The sequence below is a fragment of the Aeromonas simiae genome, from assembly GCF_000820125.1.
In the GTDB taxonomy this organism is placed as follows: domain Bacteria; phylum Pseudomonadota; class Gammaproteobacteria; order Enterobacterales; family Aeromonadaceae; genus Aeromonas; species Aeromonas simiae.
In genome coordinates this window covers 1-20,097 of record NZ_CDBY01000100.1, presented here as the reverse complement: position 1 = coordinate 20,097, position 20,097 = coordinate 1, and the positions used below count along the sequence as shown (strand labels likewise).

General features: G+C 56.7%; 16 protein-coding genes and 1 pseudogene. 11 read left to right on the top strand and 6 right to left on the bottom strand.

Annotation, left to right across the window (positions count from 1 at the left end):
- The first annotated feature begins 405 nt into the window (after nt 1-405).
- Nucleotides 406-1,035: a DUF3885 domain-containing protein gene (locus BN1134_RS19510; RefSeq protein ID WP_084214872.1), complete on the top strand. Its 630-nt coding sequence runs from the start codon at nt 406-408 to the stop codon at nt 1,033-1,035.
- A 55-nt stretch (nt 1,036-1,090) separates the two neighbouring features.
- Nucleotides 1,091-1,897, top strand: coding sequence for a hypothetical protein (locus tag BN1134_RS19865; RefSeq protein ID WP_156991878.1), 807 nt, complete (start codon nt 1,091-1,093; stop codon nt 1,895-1,897).
- 1,608 nt (nt 1,898-3,505) lie between these two features.
- Here the strand turns inward: BN1134_RS19865 and rluB are convergent.
- The 5 genes from rluB to rnm form a co-directional block, all read right to left on the bottom strand.
- Nucleotides 3,506-4,420 carry a 23S rRNA pseudouridine(2605) synthase RluB gene (rluB, locus tag BN1134_RS18775; RefSeq protein ID WP_042049088.1) on the bottom strand — a complete coding sequence of 305 codons (915 nt, stop codon included), beginning with the start codon at nt 4,418-4,420 and terminating at the stop codon, nt 3,506-3,508.
- Nucleotides 4,413-4,997, bottom strand: coding sequence for an SMC-Scp complex subunit ScpB (scpB, locus tag BN1134_RS18770; RefSeq protein WP_042049087.1), 585 nt, complete (start codon nt 4,995-4,997; stop codon nt 4,413-4,415). Before scpB ends, rluB begins: the two co-directional genes overlap by 8 nt.
- A complete protein-coding gene (locus BN1134_RS18765; protein ID WP_042049086.1) occupies nt 4,981-5,799 on the bottom strand; it encodes a segregation and condensation protein A in 819 nt (272 codons plus the stop codon). The genes scpB and BN1134_RS18765 overlap by 17 nt, the downstream gene beginning before the upstream one ends.
- Nucleotides 5,799-6,419, bottom strand: coding sequence for an L-threonylcarbamoyladenylate synthase (locus BN1134_RS18760; protein WP_042049085.1), 621 nt, complete (start codon nt 6,417-6,419; stop codon nt 5,799-5,801). The genes BN1134_RS18765 and BN1134_RS18760 overlap by 1 nt, the downstream gene beginning before the upstream one ends.
- A gap of 119 nt (nt 6,420-6,538) precedes the next feature.
- A complete protein-coding gene (gene rnm, locus BN1134_RS18755) occupies nt 6,539-7,420 on the bottom strand; it encodes an RNase RNM (RefSeq protein ID WP_042049083.1) in 882 nt (293 codons plus the stop codon).
- A 379-nt stretch (nt 7,421-7,799) separates the two neighbouring features.
- Here rnm and aroF point away from each other — a divergent pair, with 379 nt between their 5' ends.
- The 8 genes and pseudogenes from aroF to BN1134_RS18715 all read left to right on the top strand — a co-directional run bounded on the left by aroF (nt 7,800) and on the right by BN1134_RS18715 (nt 16,731).
- Nucleotides 7,800-8,813, top strand: coding sequence for a 3-deoxy-7-phosphoheptulonate synthase (gene aroF / locus BN1134_RS18750; RefSeq protein ID WP_042049082.1), 1,014 nt, complete (start codon nt 7,800-7,802; stop codon nt 8,811-8,813).
- A 17-nt stretch (nt 8,814-8,830) separates the two neighbouring features.
- Complete coding sequence (locus BN1134_RS18745; protein ID WP_042049081.1) at nt 8,831-10,423, top strand: anthranilate synthase component 1; 1,593 nt, start codon at nt 8,831-8,833, stop codon at nt 10,421-10,423.
- A gap of 11 nt (nt 10,424-10,434) precedes the next feature.
- Nucleotides 10,435-11,034 (top strand): aminodeoxychorismate/anthranilate synthase component II, encoded by a 600-nt coding sequence (locus BN1134_RS20260; RefSeq protein ID WP_042049080.1) that lies wholly within the window; start codon nt 10,435-10,437, stop codon nt 11,032-11,034.
- A 9-nt stretch (nt 11,035-11,043) separates the two neighbouring features.
- On the top strand, nt 11,044-12,060 hold the full coding sequence (trpD, locus tag BN1134_RS20255; protein ID WP_042049078.1) for an anthranilate phosphoribosyltransferase: 1,017 nt from the start codon (nt 11,044-11,046) through the stop codon (nt 12,058-12,060).
- A gap of 8 nt (nt 12,061-12,068) precedes the next feature.
- A complete protein-coding gene (trpCF, locus tag BN1134_RS18730; RefSeq protein ID WP_042049076.1) occupies nt 12,069-13,481 on the top strand; it encodes a bifunctional indole-3-glycerol-phosphate synthase TrpC/phosphoribosylanthranilate isomerase TrpF in 1,413 nt (470 codons plus the stop codon).
- Nucleotides 13,482-13,501: 20 nt separating this feature from the next.
- Complete coding sequence (gene trpB, locus BN1134_RS18725; RefSeq protein ID WP_042049074.1) at nt 13,502-14,692, top strand: tryptophan synthase subunit beta; 1,191 nt, start codon at nt 13,502-13,504, stop codon at nt 14,690-14,692.
- On the top strand, nt 14,692-15,498 hold the full coding sequence (trpA, locus tag BN1134_RS18720) for a tryptophan synthase subunit alpha (RefSeq protein ID WP_042049073.1): 807 nt from the start codon (nt 14,692-14,694) through the stop codon (nt 15,496-15,498). Before trpB ends, trpA begins: the two co-directional genes overlap by 1 nt.
- Before the next feature lie 323 nt (nt 15,499-15,821).
- Nucleotides 15,822-16,731 (top strand): annotated as a pseudogene (locus BN1134_RS18715) (IS5 family transposase).
- A 728-nt stretch (nt 16,732-17,459) separates the two neighbouring features.
- On the opposite strand, the gene BN1134_RS19505 reads toward BN1134_RS18715, so the two are convergent.
- Nucleotides 17,460-18,824 (bottom strand): hypothetical protein, encoded by a 1,365-nt coding sequence (locus BN1134_RS19505; protein ID WP_084214871.1) that lies wholly within the window; start codon nt 18,822-18,824, stop codon nt 17,460-17,462.
- A 465-nt stretch (nt 18,825-19,289) separates the two neighbouring features.
- Here BN1134_RS19505 and BN1134_RS19500 point away from each other — a divergent pair, with 465 nt between their 5' ends.
- Nucleotides 19,290-20,081, top strand: coding sequence for an Ig-like domain-containing protein (locus BN1134_RS19500; protein ID WP_084214870.1), 792 nt, complete (start codon nt 19,290-19,292; stop codon nt 20,079-20,081).
- The last annotated feature ends 16 nt before the right edge of the window (nt 20,082-20,097 follow it).

The window sequence follows — 20,097 nt, the reverse complement described above, 5'->3', positions numbered from 1 at the left end:
CCCTCTGCCCACCCCCTACTGATAAATTTGTTGAACTCGCTCAGAAAATGACGATCTCCTGCTTCCCTCCCCCCGCCCGCTCGCTAACATAGCCGTTTGGCAACCACCTCATTGGTGTCACCCATGAGCCCAGCCAGCACGACATCGCCGGTCAAGCGCAGCAGAGTGAAGGCTGAAATTCAGGGGCGGTAGCGTGGATGCGACTTGGGAAGGTGCGATCACGTTAAAGCGCCGCTTATCCCAATGGGCTGATAACGCCGGCAAAGCCTTGGCCCAGTATGTATGAAGATGATTTTTACTTGGCGGTGATAAAAATGTGGCGGAGCAATATGGACAACTCTGTTAACAAATTAGTACCGCTTTCCATTTAATCACTCTTATATTTGCCAAAGGAGATTGGTACGCGTGAGCCAAGACAATATCAAGCTAGAGAGGCCTTTGTTCTATAACAATCCATTTGGATTAAGATTTGAGATTGGCCCAGCTGACATTGGCATCTGGGCCAACCAAGAAGAACGTCAACTGAATGAAGAATATTTCAACATTGCCCTAGAAAGGGCACGAGGAATATTTAACGCTGCCTTTACACCTTCAGATAATATATCAATTGCCTATCAAATATTTTCTGACGGAAGAAGGAAAATCAAGAAAAATTGCTATCTTCTTCGTCAAATAAGAAAACCAAAAGAAATTTTATTCTCTAAACACAGAGAAATATATTCTGAAAATTTCAATTACAAATGTGAATACTGGCACCGAGCCACGATACACAGACTAACAACTGAAGATATAAACATCAATAAAATCTTGTTAGCTTTAATAAATATTGACTTTAAATCAAGAAAACCATCGATGTTAGGTGAATGTTATTTCATAAACCACACCAAAGGTCTTGTGCTGTATCTATACGACGACCGAGGTATGGATGTAGTGGCGCTAAAAAGAGAAACACTATTGTCTTTATATAAAAGTCATAACGAGTGGATACTGAACTACGATAGGGAGAAAATTAATCAGATGTTCTCAAAAATATAATAACTGGTTCAAGGCAGCTCTTTAACAAAACGTTATGGAAAAGGATGTTCAGACTGTGAAACGCCAATTAAAACAAATAACAAATCTGCGAACCTACATTGCATCTGCAATTATTTTCATTGTAGGAGCATTATGTTTAATAGCAGGAGAGATAATTACTTTCCTCGAAGGATACTTGTGGTCTAAATATGTCATATCAAATTTCGGAGCACTATTAATAGCATCCGTTTCTATTGCAATGCTCTGGGAGCTTTTTTCAAAGCGAGCGTTCCTTGATGAGCTTTTAGCCAAAACAGGCTTGGCAGAAGATCTTCGTACTGTCGGTGTTATCGGCGTTTCTCTAAACCCTGTACGAGGTCCTGATTTTGCAAAAATTATCCGTTCTTCCGAACGGCTTGATATTTTCGTTTGCTATGCAAATACCTGGAGAGCCACATTTGAGGAAGATTTGAGAATTTTAGCATCAAAGAAGAACAGTAGAATTAGGCTAATAGTACCTGATCCAGACAACAAAGAAATAATGAAAGACCTTGCAAAGCGTTTTAATGCAAATGATGCAGCTACTATGGAAGGAAGAATCAGGCAAGCCATCACAGAATATAAATCTCTATTTACATCCATAACAAATAAAAAAATTGACTTCAGTATATGGATTCACGATGAAACTCCTGTTTCTAGTTTCTATCGATTTGATCGTTGCGCTGTAATTACTCTGTACAAGCATGCTAAAGGAAGAGGTAATGCACCTACAATCGTAGCTGAACGTGGAGGCACTCTTTACACATACATTGAGAGCGAGATCGACTCTATGGTGAAGGGAATTGATCCTTACAAACAGCTTGCCCGTAAAATTTATCCATAACAAATGGTTCAAGTCGTTCGCTTCACTCACTTGGAAGCGGCTAAAGTAGGCCATTAACTTAATAGTTAAGTATTGAAACTCTCTTGCTTTCCCCAACTTCTGCAACTCAAGTCATCTAACTACAGAAGGTAAATAATGCGTAGCAACGACAAGTACTCACATAGTACCACATAATGAAAGGGAGATTGCGATATTAAATAAAATAACAATCAGCATTTACCTGAACATTTTAACAATGAATAAAATGCAGTAGAACGAACAGGATAAATTAGCAGAATCAAGAAACAAAACTTGTTATCAACAATTGAGAAGGGAAAATATAGACAAAGACAATCATTAAAAGACCAAGATCCTCATAAACATTAATCTTTTAAAAGGAGTAAAAATGACATTACCTAATGATGATTGGAAAAATAAAGTAGGCACAGCTGAAAGAGTGTGCAAATGCGGCTCATGGAAAAACCATTGGGTGAATTTTTGCCAATAAACAATGGCCAACTTCTTGCTCAGTGTCAGGATGTTCAAATACTGCCACACTTGGTGCGCATGTGATTAACCCTAATGTCATCGGTGAACGTATTGTTCCTATGTGTGATTCATGTAATAAACTCGGTGGTAGTTTCTCTCTGAAGGGTTCAATTATCTGTCCGAGCGCCAACAGATCTGAAACATGCGAAAAGCATAACTAGTCGTTGCACCTGATGCTCCAAAACGCCCGCGCCTAGCTGTGTCGGGCGTTTCATGTCGCAGGTGAACTTTACGTTAGATCAAGGAGGTACCATGAGTATACTTAATCTATTGATATCGTAAATTATGATTATCCTACTGATTGGTTTATTTCCATTATTTATAGCAGTTAAGTTAAATCCCAATTAAAATATTATACAAGGTCGTTCAGCACTTAACCCAAGTGATTGCATATTTGTCTATTTTTTACTTTCACTTATTATATTTATTCATTTTCAACATCAAAAACACGTTTAAAAACCAAAGAACAAATATCCTGTTTCTATAATGCTGCACATAGGCTTTTACATGAATTTGGTTTCGTAATACACAGTATTTACAGAGCAATTGCAGGTGCTATACCTACAGCCATTGGCTTAATCATATATTATCATGCTTTGATGGCACTGCTTTCATTGTAAGCATTACCTGTAGTTTTCTGGTTTTTGGTTCTCTTTGTATGTGTTGTGTACTTACGAGGTAAAAAGAAAAGACGGAGCCACAAAAAATGGCTCTAACAAACGGCTAAACACCAAATTGGGACACCCACTATTTTGAGTGCCGCGTAACGGTCAACAGAGCCCAATCTGCCACCCCAGTCACAGGCGGGCACGGTATTGCAGCCCCCAACAAGATGCCGAGGTGAGTTGAGGGAATACACGCAGTAGACAACTTGCCGGGGATAACCGCTCGATTGGTGACTTTTCTTTGGCCACGCACAGAAAAGTTGTTCGCCACAGCTCGAAGGGTGGGCGAAACCCTATCGAAGGCGAAAGCCTTCGAGTCTTATGCGGCAGCGCCATATTAAGAGAAGAGCCATGGCCGAGCGCCCACAAAAAAGCCCGTCATACGACGGGCTTTTTTTCAGCCTGATGCCAGCGCTTACTTGCTGCCGCCCGAGTTGCGGGTCGAGGGGCGGCGGCGCGAGGCCGGGGTGCGGGCACGGCCGCCGGCCGATTGCAGCTCCTTGTGGCGCTTGACGGCGCGGCGGATCTGGGCGGCCTGCTTGTGGCGGCTGCCCTTGCTGTCGGCGTGCACGTCAACCTTGGACTCGGTCTCGGGCTGCATGCCGACCAGGGAGCGCAGGTAGTTCACCTCGGTCAGTTTCAGCTCCTGCCAGCCGCCACGCGGCACACCGCGATCGAGCTTCACGTCGCCATAGCGCACGCGCATCAGGCGGCTCACCTGCACCTCCTGGGACTCCCACAGGCGGCGCACCTCGCGGTTACGGCCCTCGGTCAGGGTGACGTTGAACCACTGGTTCAACCCCTCGCCGCCGGCCGGCTTGATCTTGTTGAACTTGGCCATGCCATCTTCGAGCTGCACCCCTTTGCGCAGGCGCTGCAACATGGCTTCGTTCACCTCGCCAAATACCCGCACCGCGTACTCGCGCTCCACTTCGTGGCTCGGGTGCATCAGGCGGTTGGCCAGCTCACCGTCGGTGGTGAAGAGCAGCAGGCCGGAGGTGTTGACGTCGAGGCGGCCGACGGCAATCCAGCGCCCCTCGGAGAGGATCGGCAGGCGATCGAACACGGTCGGGCGCCCCTCCGGATCGTGGCGGGTACACATCTCCCCTTCCGGCTTGTGGTAGGCGAGCACGCGGCAGATCAGTTCGTCAGCAGGCTTGGTCTTGACCACATGGCCATCGATCCGGATCACGGCGTTGGATTCGACGCGATCTCCTAGTGTGGCGGCCTTGCCATCCACACTCACCCGACCCTCGGTGATCAGGGCCTCCATCTCACGACGGGAGCCGTGACCCGCACGGGCCAGCACTTTTTGCAGTTTTTCACTCATCGGGTTTACCTGATTGTTGAACGCTCTCGGCCAGTGATGCCGACAACGGGGTTCCTACCTCGTCCAGCTCGGGGAGCTGATCCAGGCTCTTCAAATTGAAATAGTCGAGAAACTCGCGGGTGGTGGCAAGCAGCTCGGGGCGGCCGGGCACCTCTTTGTGACCGATGCCGCGCACCCAGCCACGCTCTTTTAAGGTGGTCACGATCTGGGTCGAGACCGCCACACCGCGGATGGCTTCAATTTCGGCGCGGGTGATCGGCTGACGATAGGCGATCAGGGTCAGCGTCTCCATCACGGCGCGCGAGTAGCGTGGAGCCCGCTCGCTCCACAGCCGGGCCAGCTCCTCGGCATACTCCTGACGGGCCTGAAAGCGCCAGCCAGAGGCGACCTCTTTCAGCTCGACGCCGCGCCCCTCATAGTCGGCCTTCAATTCGGCCAGCAGCAGCTGCACGTAGCGCGGCGTGACCGGGTAGTCGGCCAGCACGCTGCCCTTGAGTTCGCTCACGCCAAGGGGCCGGCCGGCCACCAGCAGGGCCGCCTCGATGAGGTGCTTGAGCCGCTCAGTGGGCAGGGCCATGGTCATGCTCCGCGTCGTGCTGGCCGGCGGCCAGGGCAAAGTGGACGGGGCCAAGCGGCTCGGCTTGCAGCAGCCAGATCATCGACTCCTTGCACAGCTCAAGCAGGGCGAGGAAGGTGACCAGCACCCCCATGCGCCCCTCATCGGCCCGCAGCACCCGATCAAAGCGCAGCGTCACGCCAGGGGCCAGCATGGCGAGGATCTCGGCCATGCGCACCCGGGTCGGGATCTGTTCGCGCCTTATCTGGTGATGTTCAAAATGAACCGCGCATTTTACCACACTTTGCATGGTCAAGGCGAGTTCAATCAGGCCGACGTCGGGGGCAAGCGGCTTGAGATCGCCAAAATCCGGTGGCAGGGCGCTGGCGACAAAAATCTCCCGCTCCAGGCGTGGCAAGGCGTCCACCGCCTCGGCCGCCACCTTGTAGCGTTCATACTCCTGCAACCGGCGCACCAGCGCCACTCGCGGATCCTCCCCTTCTTCCTCTTCCAGCTCGGGTGCCCGTGGCAGCAGCAGACGCGACTTGATCTCGGCCAGCCAGGCCGCCATCAGCAGGTACTCGGCCGCCAGCTCCAGGTTGAGGCCGCGCATCAGCTCCACGTACTCCATGTACTGGGCGGTGATCTCGACGATCGGCAGGTTGAGGATGTCGAGCTGCTGGCGCCGGATGAGGTAGAGCAGCAGATCGAGGGGCCCCTCGAAGGTATCGAGAAACACCTCGAGCGCATCGGGCGGGATGAAGAGATCCTGCGGCAGCTCGGTATAGGGCCGGCCCTCGACCAGGGCGATCGGTGCACTCATCACTCGAAGGGGGTCGGGTCCCCTGCGCCGCGGCGACGGATCACCGCCTCGTCGTCGGAGAAATCGATGACGGTGGTGGGCTGCTCACCGAGGTAACCGCCGTCGATCACCAGATCGAGCAGCTTGCCGAGCTTGTCGTTGATCTCTTGCGGATCGTACTCGGCCATCTCGGAGCCGGGCAGGATCAGGGTGGTGGAGAGCAGCGGCTCGCCGAGCGCCTCGAGCAGGGCTAGCGAGATGTTGTTGGCCGGCACCCGGATGCCGATGGTCTTCTTCTTCTCGTTCATCAGGCGGCGCGGCACTTCCTTGGTCGCCTTGAAGATGAAGGTATAGGCCCCCGGCGTGTTGTTCTTGATGAGACGAAACGCGCCATTGTCGACCCGAGCGTAGGTGGCAAGCTCGGAGAGATCGCGGCACACCAGGGTGAAGTCGTGATCCGCCTCGATGCGGCGGATGCGGCAGATGCGCTCGAGCGCCCCCTTGTCCCCCATCTGGCAGCCGAGGGCGTAGCCCGAGTCGGTCGGGTAGACGATGACGCCGCCACTTTTGAGGATCTGCACCGCCTGGGTGATGAGACGCACCTGCGGGTTTTCGGGATGAATGTAGAAATACTGGCTCATGAATACCTCCCGGGATAACCCCGGCGATTGCTCACGCAATGGGGCAGCCAGAGGCTGCCAACGAAGGATCCGGCCGCTCGCCGCGAGCGGATCCACGAATCGCTATTGTGCTCCCCTTTTCAAGGGGTTGCATCCGCCACAGCGAAATCGGCGGCGGTCAGCCCGAACAGCTCGGGATAGGCCAGCCACAGCGGCCGGCCCCGCTTGGGCAGCCACAGGCCACGACCCAGCTCCAGCCAGGGCTGGGAAAAGTGGAAATCCGACCCGACCGAGATCAGTAGCTCATGCTCCTCGGCCCACTGGCCGAGGTTGGCCCGCTCGCTTGGGCTCTGCTGGGGCAGGCAAGCCTCCATGGCATCGCCGCCGGCTCCCTTGAAGGCGACCAGCAACCGCTTGAGCCACTTGGTCGAGAGATCGTAGCGGGTCGGGTGGGCCAGCACGGCGCGCCCGCCCGCAGCGTGAATGGCGGCAATCGCTGCCGCCATCTCGGGCCACTGGGCCGGCACATAGCCCTTGTTGCCACGGCTCAAATACTTCTTGAACACCTTCTGCATCGAGTCGGCCACTCCGACCTCCACCAGGTAGCGGGCGAAGTGGGCACGGGTCACCTCACCACTGCCGGCCAGCCGTTTGGCCCCCTCGTAGGCGCCAGGGATGCCGCACTTCTCCAGGCGAATCCCCATCTCTTCGGCTCGCTCGCGGCGCCGGCGCCCTTGCTCGGCCAAAAAGGCGACCAGCGTGGCGTTATCCACGGCGACCCCGATCCCCACCACGTGGATCTCGTGGTGCTCCCAGCCGGTCGAGATTTCGACGCCGCTCACCAGACGCAGCGGCAGCGACTCGGCCGCGATGGTAGCGGCAGCTTCGTCAAGCCCGGCAAGGGTGTCGTGGTCAGTGATGGCTAACACCTCGACCCCTTTTTCGGCGGCGCGGCGCACCAGTTCACAAGGGGAGAGGTGACCATCCGAGGCGGTGGTATGGGAGTGAAGATCGAATCGCAAGGGGGCAACGGCTCCGTGTGGTGAACGCAGGTAACGAAAAATCGGCTTGACTTGATTGCCGGAATATCGTTTTACTGTAAGCACTTCTGCAACAATGAAACGGGTTATCGCATCATGACAACGACTTACACCCCGAACCTGATCTGGTGGTGGCACACTCCCTCCTAGCGGGCGTGTGGTCGTTGCTGTACCTGAAAACCTGACAGCAGATAAAGAACCCAAAAAAGCCCGCTGACACCAGCGGGCTTTTTTATTATCCGGCAAATGGACTGACGATGAAACCGATGAAACTGACCTGGCGATGGCGCCACCCCGACAAATAAGTATCAACACACTGATTTAGTTAATTTTTTAAGAGTCAATTTCAAGGAATCACGTCATGATCATCGTTCTCAAGCCGCACGCCAGCGAAAGCGACGCCAAGACCCTGCTGGCCCATATCGAACAAACCGGCCTCAAACCGCTCTATTTGCCGGGGGCCGAGCGCATCGTCCTCGGTGCCCTCGGTGACGAACGCGTGCTCGAGCGCCTCAACCTCGAGGCCGACCCCATGGTCGAGTCGGTCAAGCCGATCCTCTCTAAATACAAGCTGGTGAGCCGCGAGCTGCACCCCCACGACAGCCAGGTTCGCATCGGCAACCTCACCGTCGGTGGCGACAGTTTCGCCCTCATCGCCGGCCCCTGCTCGGTGGAGTCCCGCGAGCAGCTGCGTGCGGTGGCGGCCATGGTCAAGGAGTGTGGCGCCCAGGCCCTGCGCGGCGGCGCCTTCAAGCCGCGCACCAGCCCCTACGGCTTTCAGGGGCTAGGGGAAGAGGGGCTGAAGCTGCTGGCCGAGGCCAACCGCGAGTTTGGCCTGCCCACCGTCTCCGAGGTGATGGATGCCAGCGACGTGGCACTGATGTGCCAATACGTCGACTGCCTGCAAATCGGCGCACGCAACATGCAAAACTTCCGCCTGCTCACCGCCGTCGGCCAGTGCGGCAAGCCGGTGCTGCTCAAGCGCGGCCTGTCGGCCACCATCGAAGAGCTGCTGCTGGCCGCCGAATACATCTACGCCGCCGGCAACCCCCGCATCATCTTGTGCGAACGTGGCATCCGCACCTTCGAGACCGCCACCCGCAACACCCTAGATCTCAACGCCGTGGCCCTGCTCAAGCAAAAGAGCCACCTGCCGGTGCTGGTCGACCCGAGCCACGGCACCGGTATCCGCGAGCTGGTGATCCCGCTGTCGCGCGCCGCCGCCGCCGTGGGAGCCGACGGCATCATAGTCGAGGCCCACCTCAACCCGGCCGAGGCCCTCTCCGATGGCCATCAGGCGCTGACCGAGCCCCTGTTTCGCCGGCTGGTGGCCGAACTGACCCCCTTTGTGCAGGCCGCCGGCCGCCATCTGTGATTGAAAGGACGCAAACCATGACCACACTGCCCCTCGGCAAGTTTGAAACCCTGCGGCTCGCGGCCCCCTATGTGGCCGACCCGCTCGCCCTCTACCGCACCCTGTGCGGTGAGCGCCCCAACACCCTGATGCTCGAATCGGCCGAGATCGACAGCAAGACCGGCACCCAGAGCCTGCTGCTGGTCGATGCCTGCCTGCGCCTCGAGTGCCGCGACCAGACCGTCACGGTGCGCGCCCTGACCCCCAACGGCGAGCCGTTGCAGCAGCTGCTCGACGAGCAGTTGCCCGCCGCCGTGATCCGCAGCCGAACCGGCGCCAATGATCTGACCCTCACCTTCCCGCGCGCCGAGCGCGAGCAGGACGAAGACAGCCGCCTCAAGGCGGTGGGGGTGCTCGATGCCCTGCGCCAGCTGGTCACCAGCCTTGAGACCGAGCAGGAGCCGCGCAGCCTGTTTCTCGGCGGCACCTTCGCCTATGACCTGATCGCCGCCTACGAGGATCTGCCCACCGTGCCGCAGGGGAACAACAGCTGCCCCGATTTCTGCTTCTATGTGGCCGAGAGCCTCATCACCATCGATCACCAGGTGCAGAGCACCAAGATCCAGGCCTGCGTGTTCGGGGGCGAGAGCGTCGCCACCAGCTACCGCCGTCTGTCGGCCCGCATCGGTGAACTCAAGGCCGCCTGCGCCAGTGCCCCAGCCCCCGAGCTGGCCGCCCCGGTTATCACAGGCCCCGTGCAGGTCGACAAGGAAGATAACCACTTCTGCGCCGAGGTGGAGCGCCTCAAGGGCTTCATCCGCCAGGGCGACATCTTCCAGGTGGTGCCTTCACGCAGCTTCTCCCTGCCCTGCCCCTCCCCGCTGGCCGCCTATCGCCGCCTCAAGCAGACCAACCCCAGCCCTTACATGTTCTATGTGCAGGATGAGGCCTTCACCCTGTTTGGCGCCTCCCCCGAGAGCGCGGTGAAATTCAGCGCCCGCAGCCGCCAGGTGGAGATGTACCCCATCGCCGGCACCCGCCGCCGTGGCCTCAACCCAGATGACAGCATCAACCTCGACATGGACGGTCGCCTCGAGCTGGAGCTGCGCCAGGACGAGAAAGAGGTGGCCGAGCACCTGATGCTGGTCGACCTTGGCCGTAACGACATCGCCCGCATCAGCGAGCCGGGCAGCCGCTACGTTAAAGATCTGCTCAAGGTGGATCGCTACAGCCATGTGATGCACCTGGTCTCCCGCGTGGTGGGCACACTGCGCGCCGATCTCGACGCCCTGCACGCCTACCAGGCCTGCATGAACATGGGCACCCTAACCGGCGCCCCCAAGATCCGCGCCAGCGAGCTGATCCGCCTAGTGGAGGGGAAACGGCGTGGCAGCTACGGCGGCGCCGTGGGTTATCTCACCGGGGACGGCGAGATGGACACCTGCATCGTCATCCGCTCGGCCTTCGTCAAGGACGGGATCGCCCATGTTCAGGCCGGCGCCGGCGTGGTGTTTGACTCCAAGCCGCAGGCCGAAGCCGACGAGACCCGGGTGAAAGCCGCCGCTGTGCTGGCGGCCATCGCTGCCAGCCACGGCACCTCACTGCAAGCGCTCAGCGCCACCGACCGATAAGGAGCCGTCTCATGACCAATATCTTCCTGCTCGATAACTTCGACTCCTTTACCTACAACCTGGTGGATCAGTTCCGCACCCTCGGCTATCCGGTGCGCATCTATCGCAACAGCCTGCCGGCCGAGCGCATCATGGCCGAGATTGACGCCTGCGAAGGCAGCGCCGTGCTGGTGCTCTCGCCGGGGCCGGGCGCTCCGACCGAGGCCGGCTGCCTCATCGAGCTGATCCAGCTGGCCCGCGGCAAGCTGCCGATCCTCGGCATCTGCCTCGGTCATCAGGCCCTGTGTCAGGCCTATGGCGGCACGGTCGGCGCCGCCAACGAGATTGTCCACGGCAAGCGCTCCCTCATCGAGCACAGTGGCCACGGCCCGTTTGCCGGCCTGCCCAGCCCGCTGCCGGTGGCGCGCTACCACTCGCTGGTCGCCACCTATGTGCCGGCCGAGCTGACGGTCATCGCCCACTTCCAGGGCATGCCGATGGCCATCGAGCACTCCGATGATCGGGTGCTCGGCTTCCAGTTTCATCCCGAATCCATCCTGACCAGTGAAGGGGCCCGTCTGCTGACCCAGGCGCTCGCCCACATCACTCGTCCCGAGAGCAGTGTGCGGTAAGGAGACCCCATGCATCATCATCTCAACACCCTCTATCAGGGACAGTCACTCACCCGCGAGGCGGCCCGCGAGGCCTTCGGTCAGGTGGTGCGTGGCGAGGTCGACCCGATTGTGCTGGCCAGCCTGCTCACCGCCCTCAAGATCAAGGGCGAGACGCCGGAGGAGATCACCGGCGCCGCCGAGGCCCTGCTGGCCGAGTCGCGCCCCTTCCCGCGCCCGGATTACGACTTCTGCGACATCGTCGGCACCGGCGGTGATGGCCTCAACACCATCAACGTCTCCACCACCTCGGCGCTGGTGGCGGCCGCCTGCGGGCTCAAGGTCGCCAAGCACGGCAACCGCTCGGTATCGAGCAAGTCCGGCTCGAGCGATCTGCTCGATCAGATGGGCATTCGTCTCGACATGAGCCCCGAGCTGTCGCGCCGCTGTTTAGACGAGGTCGGGGTCTGCTTTCTGTTCGCCCCCCAGTATCATGCCGGGGTGCGCCACGCCATGCCGGTGCGCCAGGCGCTCAAGACCCGCACCCTGTTCAACGTGCTGGGGCCGCTCATCAATCCGGCCCGCCCCACCTTCCAGCTGATGGGGGTCTACGCCCCTGAATTGGTGCGCCCGCTGGCAGAAACCTTGCTGGCCTTGGGGCTGAAAACAGGTATGGTGGTACATGGTGCCGGCCTCGACGAAGTGGCCATCCATGGCCCGACTCAAGTGGCCCAGATCCGTGACGGCGAAATTCGTGAATTTATGCTCACCCCGGCGGACTTCGGCCTCGAAACCTATCCGGTCAGCGCCATCCGTGGCGGCGAGCCGGCCGAGAACCGCGCCATCACCGCCGCCATCTTGGAAGGTCACGGCGCGCCGGCCCACAACGCCGCCATCGCCGCCAACGTAGCCCCGCTGCTGCTGATGGCCGGCAAGGCCAAGGATCTCAAGGAGGCAGCCGCCCAGGTGCTGGCCGTGCTGGCCTCGGGCAAGGCCGCCACTATCGTCACCCATCTCGCTGCCCTGAGCCGGCAGGAAGCACAGTAATGGAATCAATGGAGAAGGAAGACCGCATGCTCAATCACCCCTCCCTCAGTCAGACCATCCTCGGCAAGATTGTCGCGGCCAAGCAGCAGTGGCTGGAGGAGCGCAAGGCCCGTGAGCCATTGGAGGGCTTTAAGGCCGGCCTCACCCGCAGCGATCGCGATTTCGAAGGGGCGCTACGCCAGGGGGGTACCCGCTTCATCATGGAGTGCAAGCGCGCCTCCCCCTCCAAGGGGTTGATCCGCGCCGACTTCAGCCCGGAGGCGATCGCCGACACCTACGCCCCTTATGCCGCGGCCATCTCGGCGCTGACCGACGAGCCCTATTTTCAGGGGGATTTTGCCTTCCTGCCGCGGGTTCGCAGCCGGGTCAACCAGCCAGTCCTGTGCAAGGACTTCATGATCGACCCCTACCAGGTCTATCTGGCGCGCCACTATCAGGCCGACGCCATCTTGCTGATGCTCTCGGTGCTGACCGACGAGGGGTATCGCACCCTCTACGCCGTCGCCCGCGAGCTGGGGCTCGGGGTGCTGACCGAGGTGAGCAACGAGGAGGAGGCCGAGCGCGCCATCGCCCTCGGGGCCCCCATCATCGGCATCAACAACCGGGACTTGCGCGACTTGAGCGTCGATCTCGACCGCACCCGCCAGCTGGCCGAGCGCATCCCGGCCGATCGGCTGGTGGTGAGCGAGTCCGGCATCCACCACCGTGCCCAGGTGGCCAGCCTGCGGCCCCACGCCAAGGCATTCCTGGTCGGCTCCTCCCTGATGTCTGAGCCCGATCTGGGCAAGGCGGTCAGGAAGCTGGTGCTCGGTCAGAACAAGGTGTGCGGCCTGACCCGCCCCGAGGATGCCGCCGCCGCCCACCGGGCTGGCGCCATCTATGGCGGGCTGATTTTCGTGGCCAAGAGCCCGCGTTACGTCGACATTCCAGCCGCCCGAGACGTGATGGCAGGCGCCCCGCTCGATTACGTGGGGGTGTTTCGCGGTGCCAAGCCAGAGACCATCGCCAAGACGGTCGAGGCGCTGGGGCTGCACGCCGTACAGCTGCACGGGGACGAGGACGCCTTCTTCATCGCCCGCCTGCGTCCGCTGCTGCCGGAAGGGTGCCAGATCTGGAAGGCGGTGCCGGTCACTGCCGGTGAGCCGCTGCCCTCGCTCGACTACCCCTGCGACCGCCTGCTGCTCGACAGCCAGGTGGCGGGCCAGAGCGGCGGCACCGGCGTGACCTTTGACTGGCACCTGCTCGATGGGCTCGACAAGTCGCGCCTGATGCTGGCCGGAGGCCTTAACCCCGACAACGCCCTGCAGGCGGCCCGGGTGGGCTGCCTCGGTCTCGATTTCAACTCCGGGGTCGAAAGCGCCCCCGGCGTGAAGGATGCAGCCAAGCTCGCCGCCGCCTTCGCTCAGTTGCAACAACTTTGATTGTGATAAGGAAAACAACAATGACACTGCTCAACCCGTTTTTCGGCGAGTTCGGCGGCATGTATGTGCCGCAGATCCTCATCCCGGCCCTGCTCCAGCTGGAGAAGGCCTTCGTTGAGTCCAAGGATGACCCGGACTTCCAGGCCGAATTTAGCGAACTGCTGACCGAGTACGCCGGCCGTCCGACCCCGCTTACCCTGACCCGCAACCTGACCCGCGGCACCAAGACCCGCCTCTATCTCAAGCGCGAGGATCTGCTGCACGGTGGTGCCCACAAGACCAACCAGGTGCTGGGTCAAGCCCTGCTGGCCAAGCGCATGGGCAAGAGCGAGATCATCGCCGAGACCGGCGCCGGCCAGCACGGCGTGGCCACAGCGCTGGCCTGCGCCCTGCTCGGGCTCAAGTGCCGCGTCTACATGGGTGCCAAGGATTGTGAGCGGCAGAAACCCAACGTGTTTCGCATGCGTCTGATGGGGGCCGAGGTGATCCCGGTGCACTCCGGCTCCTCCACCCTCAAGGATGCCTGCAACGAGGCGATGCGCGATTGGGCCGCCAACTACGAGACCTCCCACTACCTGCTCGGCACCGCCGCCGGGCCGCATCCCTTCCCGACTATCGTGCGCGAATTCCAGAAGATGATCGGTGAAGAGGCCAGAGCCCAATGCTTCGAGAAAGAAGAGCGACTGCCCGACGCCGTCATCGCCTGCGTCGGCGGCGGCTCGAACGCCATCGGCATGTTTGCCGACTTCATCGATAAGCCCTCGGTACGCCTGATCGGCGTCGAGCCGGGCGGCCACGGTATCGAGAGCGGCGAACACGGCGCGCCGCTCGGCTACGGCACCCAGGGGGTCTTCTTCGGCATGCACTCCTACCTGATGCAAGATGATCAGGGGCAGATCCAGGAGTCCTACTCCATCTCTGCCGGCCTTGATTTCCCCTCGGTTGGCCCGCAGCACGCCCATCTGGCTGCCACCGGCCGCGCCGAGTACGTGCCCATCACCGATCAGGAGGCGCTCGACGCCTTCCAAGAGCTGGCCAAGCACGAAGGGATCATCCCGGCGCTGGAGTCTTCCCACGCCCTGGCCCAGGCCCTCAAGATGGCTCGCAGTGAGCCCGAAAAGGAGCAGGTGCTGATCGTCAACCTCTCCGGCCGTGGCGACAAGGATATCTTCACCGTCGCCGACATTTTCGAGAAACAAGGAGTCCTGTGATGAACCGTTATGCGGATATGTTTTACCGTCTCGATGCCGCCAAGCAGGGCGCCTTCGTTCCTTTCGTGATGCTGGGAGACCCGACCCCCGAGCTGTCGCTGGCCATCATCGATGCCCTGGTCGAGGGGGGCGCCGATGGCCTCGAGCTCGGCATCCCCTTCTCCGATCCGGTGGCTGACGGCCCGACCATCCAGGGGGCGACCCTGCGCGCCTTCACCGGCGGTACCACCCCGGATCGCTGCTTCGAGCTGATCGGTCGCATCCGGGCCAAGTACCCGACGCTCCCGATCGGGCTGCTGGTCTACGCCAACCTGGTCTATGTGCGCAAGATCGATGGCTTCTATGAGAAGTGCCAGCAGGCAGGAGTCGACTCGGTGCTGGTGGCCGACGTGCCGGTGGAGATGTGCGAGCCCTACAAGGCCGCCGCCGATCGCTTCAACATCGACAGCATCTTCATCGCCCCGCCCAACGCGGATCAAGAGACCCTCAAGCAGGTGGCCGCGCTGGGTCGTGGTTACACCTACCTGGTGAGCCGTGCCGGCGTCACCGGTGCCGAGACCAAGGCCGGCATGCCGGTCGAGGGGCTCATCAACACACTGCGCGAGTTCAATGCGCCGCGCGCCCTGCTCGGCTTTGGCATCAGCGAACCGAGCCAGGTGCGTGATGCCATCAAGGCCGGCGCCGCCGGGGTCATCTCGGGCTCGGCCGTGGTCAAGATCATCGAGACCCACTACCAAGACCCGGCCCACATGCTGATCCGCCTCAAGGAGTTTGTGCAGGGGATGAAGGCGGCGACCAACCGCTAAGACTGGCATTGAGCTGATACCGTTGGTCATGATCAACGGTTTGCACCGAGGGAGCCTGATGGGCTCCCTTTGCTTTTCCTGATGCGGCCCCAGCTCGGTGAGACAGACCAAGCCCTGCACCTCTTCCTACGGCGATACCGGTATGACGGTTGCGGCTGCGGCGTCATCCCTGATGGCGATCCTGGCTTTGTTTCCTCGATGTTGTTTCCCAGAGCAGCCGGCTTGAGATGAACGTGGCGTCGTTGCCCAAATCGATGCGGCTTGAATGGAACTAATTGAGGACTTGGTGATCTAACCACCACCATCTTCTTCAAGTCTGCATCATGGGCACATCGCTTCACCCCATCACCAACTGGCCTAAATACAACAAGTCATTGATTAACCGTGGTTCACTCACCTTCTGGGTTGATGCCGCTACCATGAACAACTAGTTTCACCACGACCGTCATGGGCGGCGGGGACGCAGCCCGTTTTACACCGACCAAACCATCGCTACCTTTCTGATGCTCAAGGGGGTGTTCAACCTCACCTTGAGAGCAACACAAGGCTTACTTGACTCCCTGTTCGAGTTGATGAATGTGCGCGCCTGACTATAGCTGCGTCAACAAGCGCGTCCGCACGGTGGCGGTGGCCTATCGGCAACCCAGCAAGGGGCGCATCACCGACCAGATTATCGACTCGACTGGCCTGAAGGAGTTTGGTTAAGGCGAGTGGAAGGTAAGAAAACACGGCGCTGAGAAGCGGCGAGTCTGGCGCAAGTTGCATCTGGCGGTAGACCCGGTGACCCACGATATCGAGGCGGCGGAAGTCTCGCTGGAAAATGTCCATGATGCTGAGGTGTTGCCCACCTTACTCAACCCTCTGCGGCGTCAGCTGGGACATGTTTATGCGGATGGCGCCTATGACAGCAAAGCCAGTCATCAGCTTATCTCGCGCAAAGGGGCGACAGCCTGTATCCCGCCTCGCCAGAGCGCGGGGTTCTGGAAAAAGGGGCATCCAAGACATGACGCGGTGCTGATGATGCACAAGGAAGGGCTGGCGCACTGGAAGAAGATATCGGGGTATCACCGTCGCTCGCTGGCAGAGACGGCGATGTATCGGTTCAAGCTGTTGCTGACGGGGAAAATCAGTCTGCGTAACTATAACGGCCAAGTGAGAGAAGTCATGGCGTATGTGAAGGCAATAAACAAGCTGAATAGCCTTGGGCTACCTGTCAGAAAGCCCCAATGGTAGCAGTCACCAGGGGCTGGTGCTTTCGAATCCTGGTGGCTGATTTAGGCAACAACGCCCCCCTTTGGTATACGATGAAATATCACAAGCTAATACATATTTGATACTGTTTCCTCTTACATCAATGTTTTATGTATATCTTGTGGTTGATAGCCCACTAAAAATATCACTTGAAGTTAGTAGATGGTTTTGGATTTTTCTATCGCTACCTATTTACTACTTTGAGGTCCGATGGCTTATTGCATCTGATAGGCGGAAAGAGTTACTGAAGGTTATTAGGCGGGAAAATAAATCAGTAAGGTCAGTGATGTAAAAATAGTGATAAGCACACTCAATAGCTCGTCAACATCAAGTAAAGTATATAGCCAACTTGTTCATGGTTGGCTATATACTTAAACTAGTCGTTATTTTAATTTATACCTTTGCCTTGATGTATAAAATGCCAACAACTAAAATAACGAAAACCTCAATTAAAACCGATACACAAACCCATAATTTCAACCCCATAGGCACAGGCTTCAATGTCGGTTTATTGAGTAGTGTCTGAATTCCATAGAAATGAAATCGGTGTAGTTTTCGATATGGATTGGCGCTCTCCAATTCAGGGTTTAATGACCAATATTTATCTAAACAATGCATGAAGAACATAGCACACAATGAGTTAATAATTAGCACTAACAATAGAGCTGTCATACAAAGACGAACTATCATTGCTATGCTCATAGGGTCTGTCATTTCAGTTCACCCACCATACGTATGATTTCTTTAGTTGATGTTTCAAAAATATCGCCAGCGAAGTCACCAACAACCGAACCACCATAGAACCCACCAACTATTGCGCCGCTCACTGAAGCAACTGCAATTACAGGCGCGCTTACTGTCACGCCTAAAACTAAAGCCACAACGGAGACCCCTGAAACAAGAATTGAACTCCCAGCTGTTGCCCCCCATGAACCACCAACGTAGCTACCGTATACTTTTGCCGTTTCTCTCAGAGAAATAACAGTACATTCTTCTGATATACCCTCTGAACAAGCTGGAACTATCGATTTCAATCCAGTTACAGCATCTAGGCCAACACCAATATAGCCTATCTTTTCAGCACCTTTGACATACTTGGACATGGAGTTTAAACGTTGTCCTAAAGCGGATACTTCCCCATGTCTACTAACGGTTCGCCAGTTATGAGTTAGAGACTTTGTACTCAACCCTAAGCGATGCTTTAACTGGTTATACTCCGGTATCCTCATACTCCTTAGGGTGAGTTTCTCTAGGCTGTTATCTAGTTTGCTAAAGAGAATTTTCCGTTGTTCATAGAATGCTGGGGATAGCCTTCCACCTTTGGCATCTTTTATATGTTGCACATATAACGTGTCTATCTGCTTGATTGTATCATGCAGGTCTTTGAACCTCTGAGATACAGCACTACTAACACCACCAAATGCTGCGGAGGGCATAGTTAGATCTTGTGTGCTTATGAAATCAAGAATTTCAAAATTCCGATATAACGTAGTAGCCTCAGCAGGAGTTAGTTTCTGGATTCCTTCACTAGCCTCCTTGGCTTGGGTTTTTAGCAGGATCAACCGATCCTTCTCCGCCAAGGTCTTTGGCTCATTAGCCAAAATAACAAGCTCGCCAGGCAAAACCATATCCTGAAGATGTTCATTATTGCGCTCAAACATAGACTGTTGCTGGAAGTTGGCTTCTGGCCCGTACAGCTTTTTGTAGATAGCGTCTTTGCTCTGGTGCTGTTCATTCCAGTAGTAGCCAACGTCAAACTCTTCAATGACTGGTTCTTGAGTCTTAGGCATCAACTTACTGAGTGTCGGCTCGGGTTCTGGTTTCGGTTCTGGGCGGTAAGGTGCAGAACCAAAGCCACTTGAGGGAGTCTTCTTAGCTTCATAGGCTGCCTCAACTGCACGACGGAACTCGTCACTTCCATTTACCTGTAACTTTCCATCGACCACATTTACACAACTATCTCTGGTCGAGCGCCCAACAACAACACGGCTGCCGTCCCTAGAACTCCCGTGGTCAGGGCCTAGTATCCTCAAAAATTCATCCTGAGTCAGCTCACCAATACTCTTGGTCGCCATGCAAACAACTCCCTTTAAACACTAAGATGTTTATGAGCGGGCAGTTTGTCATACTTTGGGCTTCATTCAAAACACGAGGTACCCAAAGGAGACACTTCTTATAGCGTTTGTAGTTTGAACGGGCATTGTTGGGCGTTGTTTCCCAAATCAGCCAGCTTGAGATAACCGTGTATCCAATATTTTACTGGTTGAATTGAATTAGCCTATGACATAGCTAGGCATTTCTTAAATAAGACTAAGAATGTTCTTGGTTTTATTTACAAACCGTCTTAATTAAGAGCCAACCATTCCTAATAAGGAATATATGCCACACCAGACCAATTTGGTGAAGAGTTGGTATGATTTAATCATGCGCGAAAGTCACTGTGATGGTACAGCAATAATAAGTATTACATACCTGAGAAGCCAAGGATGCAGCATAACTTAGGTTTACCCCCATTACCGTTAAAACATTAAGGGCTTGTCATGTCACACATTAAAAGGGTGTTATTTTTATTTTCTTACTTAATCATCACATTACTGTGTGGATGTGAGAACAGTTCATCTTTACCCACTACCGAAACAAAACTAGAACAGATAGCCATAGTCCCCTCCCCCATAGTCACAAAGGGCACAAGCTCGCTGACTATCGCAAAAGGCAACATCCAACCTTTTATTGCAACCGGATATTACTCGGATGGTGCTTCACGAGATATCTCGATGTTAGTTTCTTGGCAAAGTAGTGAGCCCTCGGTTGGCACCATGGATACTGCCGGTCTGCTAACGGGTATTAACATGGGCACAACCACAGTAACGGCCAGCATGGAGGGGGTAAATAGTAATACGGTGGCGATCAATGTCACCGCAGCAACCATCACGGAGCTCCAGATAATGCCCGCCAACGTCTCACTGGCCAAAGGGCAAACGCAACCACTGACCGCAGTCGCCACCTACAGCGACAACACCATAGTGGACGTAACGAACAGTGTTATCTGGTCATCGGATGATACCGCCACGGCGACCATCACCCCTGCGGGTCTGCTGACAACCATGACACCGGGCAGCACGACGGTGACAGCAAAGAAAGAGGGAATAAGCAGCAACACAGCCGCCATTAATGTCACCGCAGCCGTCATCTCAGCCCTCCATATCACCCCAAAAAGCGTGTCAATCGCCAATGGGCAAACACAACAGTTAGCTGCAACCGCCACGTACAGCGATGGCTCCATGGCAGACGTAAGCGGTGATGTCACTTGGTTACTCGGTGATACCACCTAGATTGGCCCCTTGAAGA

Excerpts from the sequence above, each read along its gene's own strand:
- aroF (WP_042049082.1), top strand. The coding sequence starts at position 7,800 with ATGATCATCGTTCTCAAGCCGCACGCCAGCGAAAGCGACGCCAAGACC.
- BN1134_RS19500 (WP_084214870.1), top strand. The coding sequence starts at position 19,290 with ATGTCACACATTAAAAGGGTGTTATTTTTATTTTCTTACTTAATCATC.
- rluB (WP_042049088.1), bottom strand. The coding sequence starts at position 4,420 with ATGAGTGAAAAACTGCAAAAAGTGCTGGCCCGTGCGGGTCACGGCTCC.
- trpA (WP_042049073.1), top strand. The coding sequence starts at position 14,692 with ATGAACCGTTATGCGGATATGTTTTACCGTCTCGATGCCGCCAAGCAG.
- trpB (WP_042049074.1), top strand. The coding sequence starts at position 13,502 with ATGACACTGCTCAACCCGTTTTTCGGCGAGTTCGGCGGCATGTATGTG.
- BN1134_RS18745 (WP_042049081.1), top strand. The coding sequence starts at position 8,831 with ATGACCACACTGCCCCTCGGCAAGTTTGAAACCCTGCGGCTCGCGGCC.
- trpD (WP_042049078.1), top strand. The coding sequence starts at position 11,044 with ATGCATCATCATCTCAACACCCTCTATCAGGGACAGTCACTCACCCGC.
- trpCF (WP_042049076.1), top strand. The coding sequence starts at position 12,069 with ATGGAGAAGGAAGACCGCATGCTCAATCACCCCTCCCTCAGTCAGACC.
- BN1134_RS18760 (WP_042049085.1), bottom strand. The coding sequence starts at position 6,419 with ATGAGCCAGTATTTCTACATTCATCCCGAAAACCCGCAGGTGCGTCTC.
- BN1134_RS19505 (WP_084214871.1), bottom strand. The coding sequence starts at position 18,824 with ATGGCGACCAAGAGTATTGGTGAGCTGACTCAGGATGAATTTTTGAGG.
- BN1134_RS18765 (WP_042049086.1), bottom strand. The coding sequence starts at position 5,799 with ATGAGTGCACCGATCGCCCTGGTCGAGGGCCGGCCCTATACCGAGCTG.
- scpB (WP_042049087.1), bottom strand. The coding sequence starts at position 4,997 with ATGGCCCTGCCCACTGAGCGGCTCAAGCACCTCATCGAGGCGGCCCTG.
- BN1134_RS20260 (WP_042049080.1), top strand. The coding sequence starts at position 10,435 with ATGACCAATATCTTCCTGCTCGATAACTTCGACTCCTTTACCTACAAC.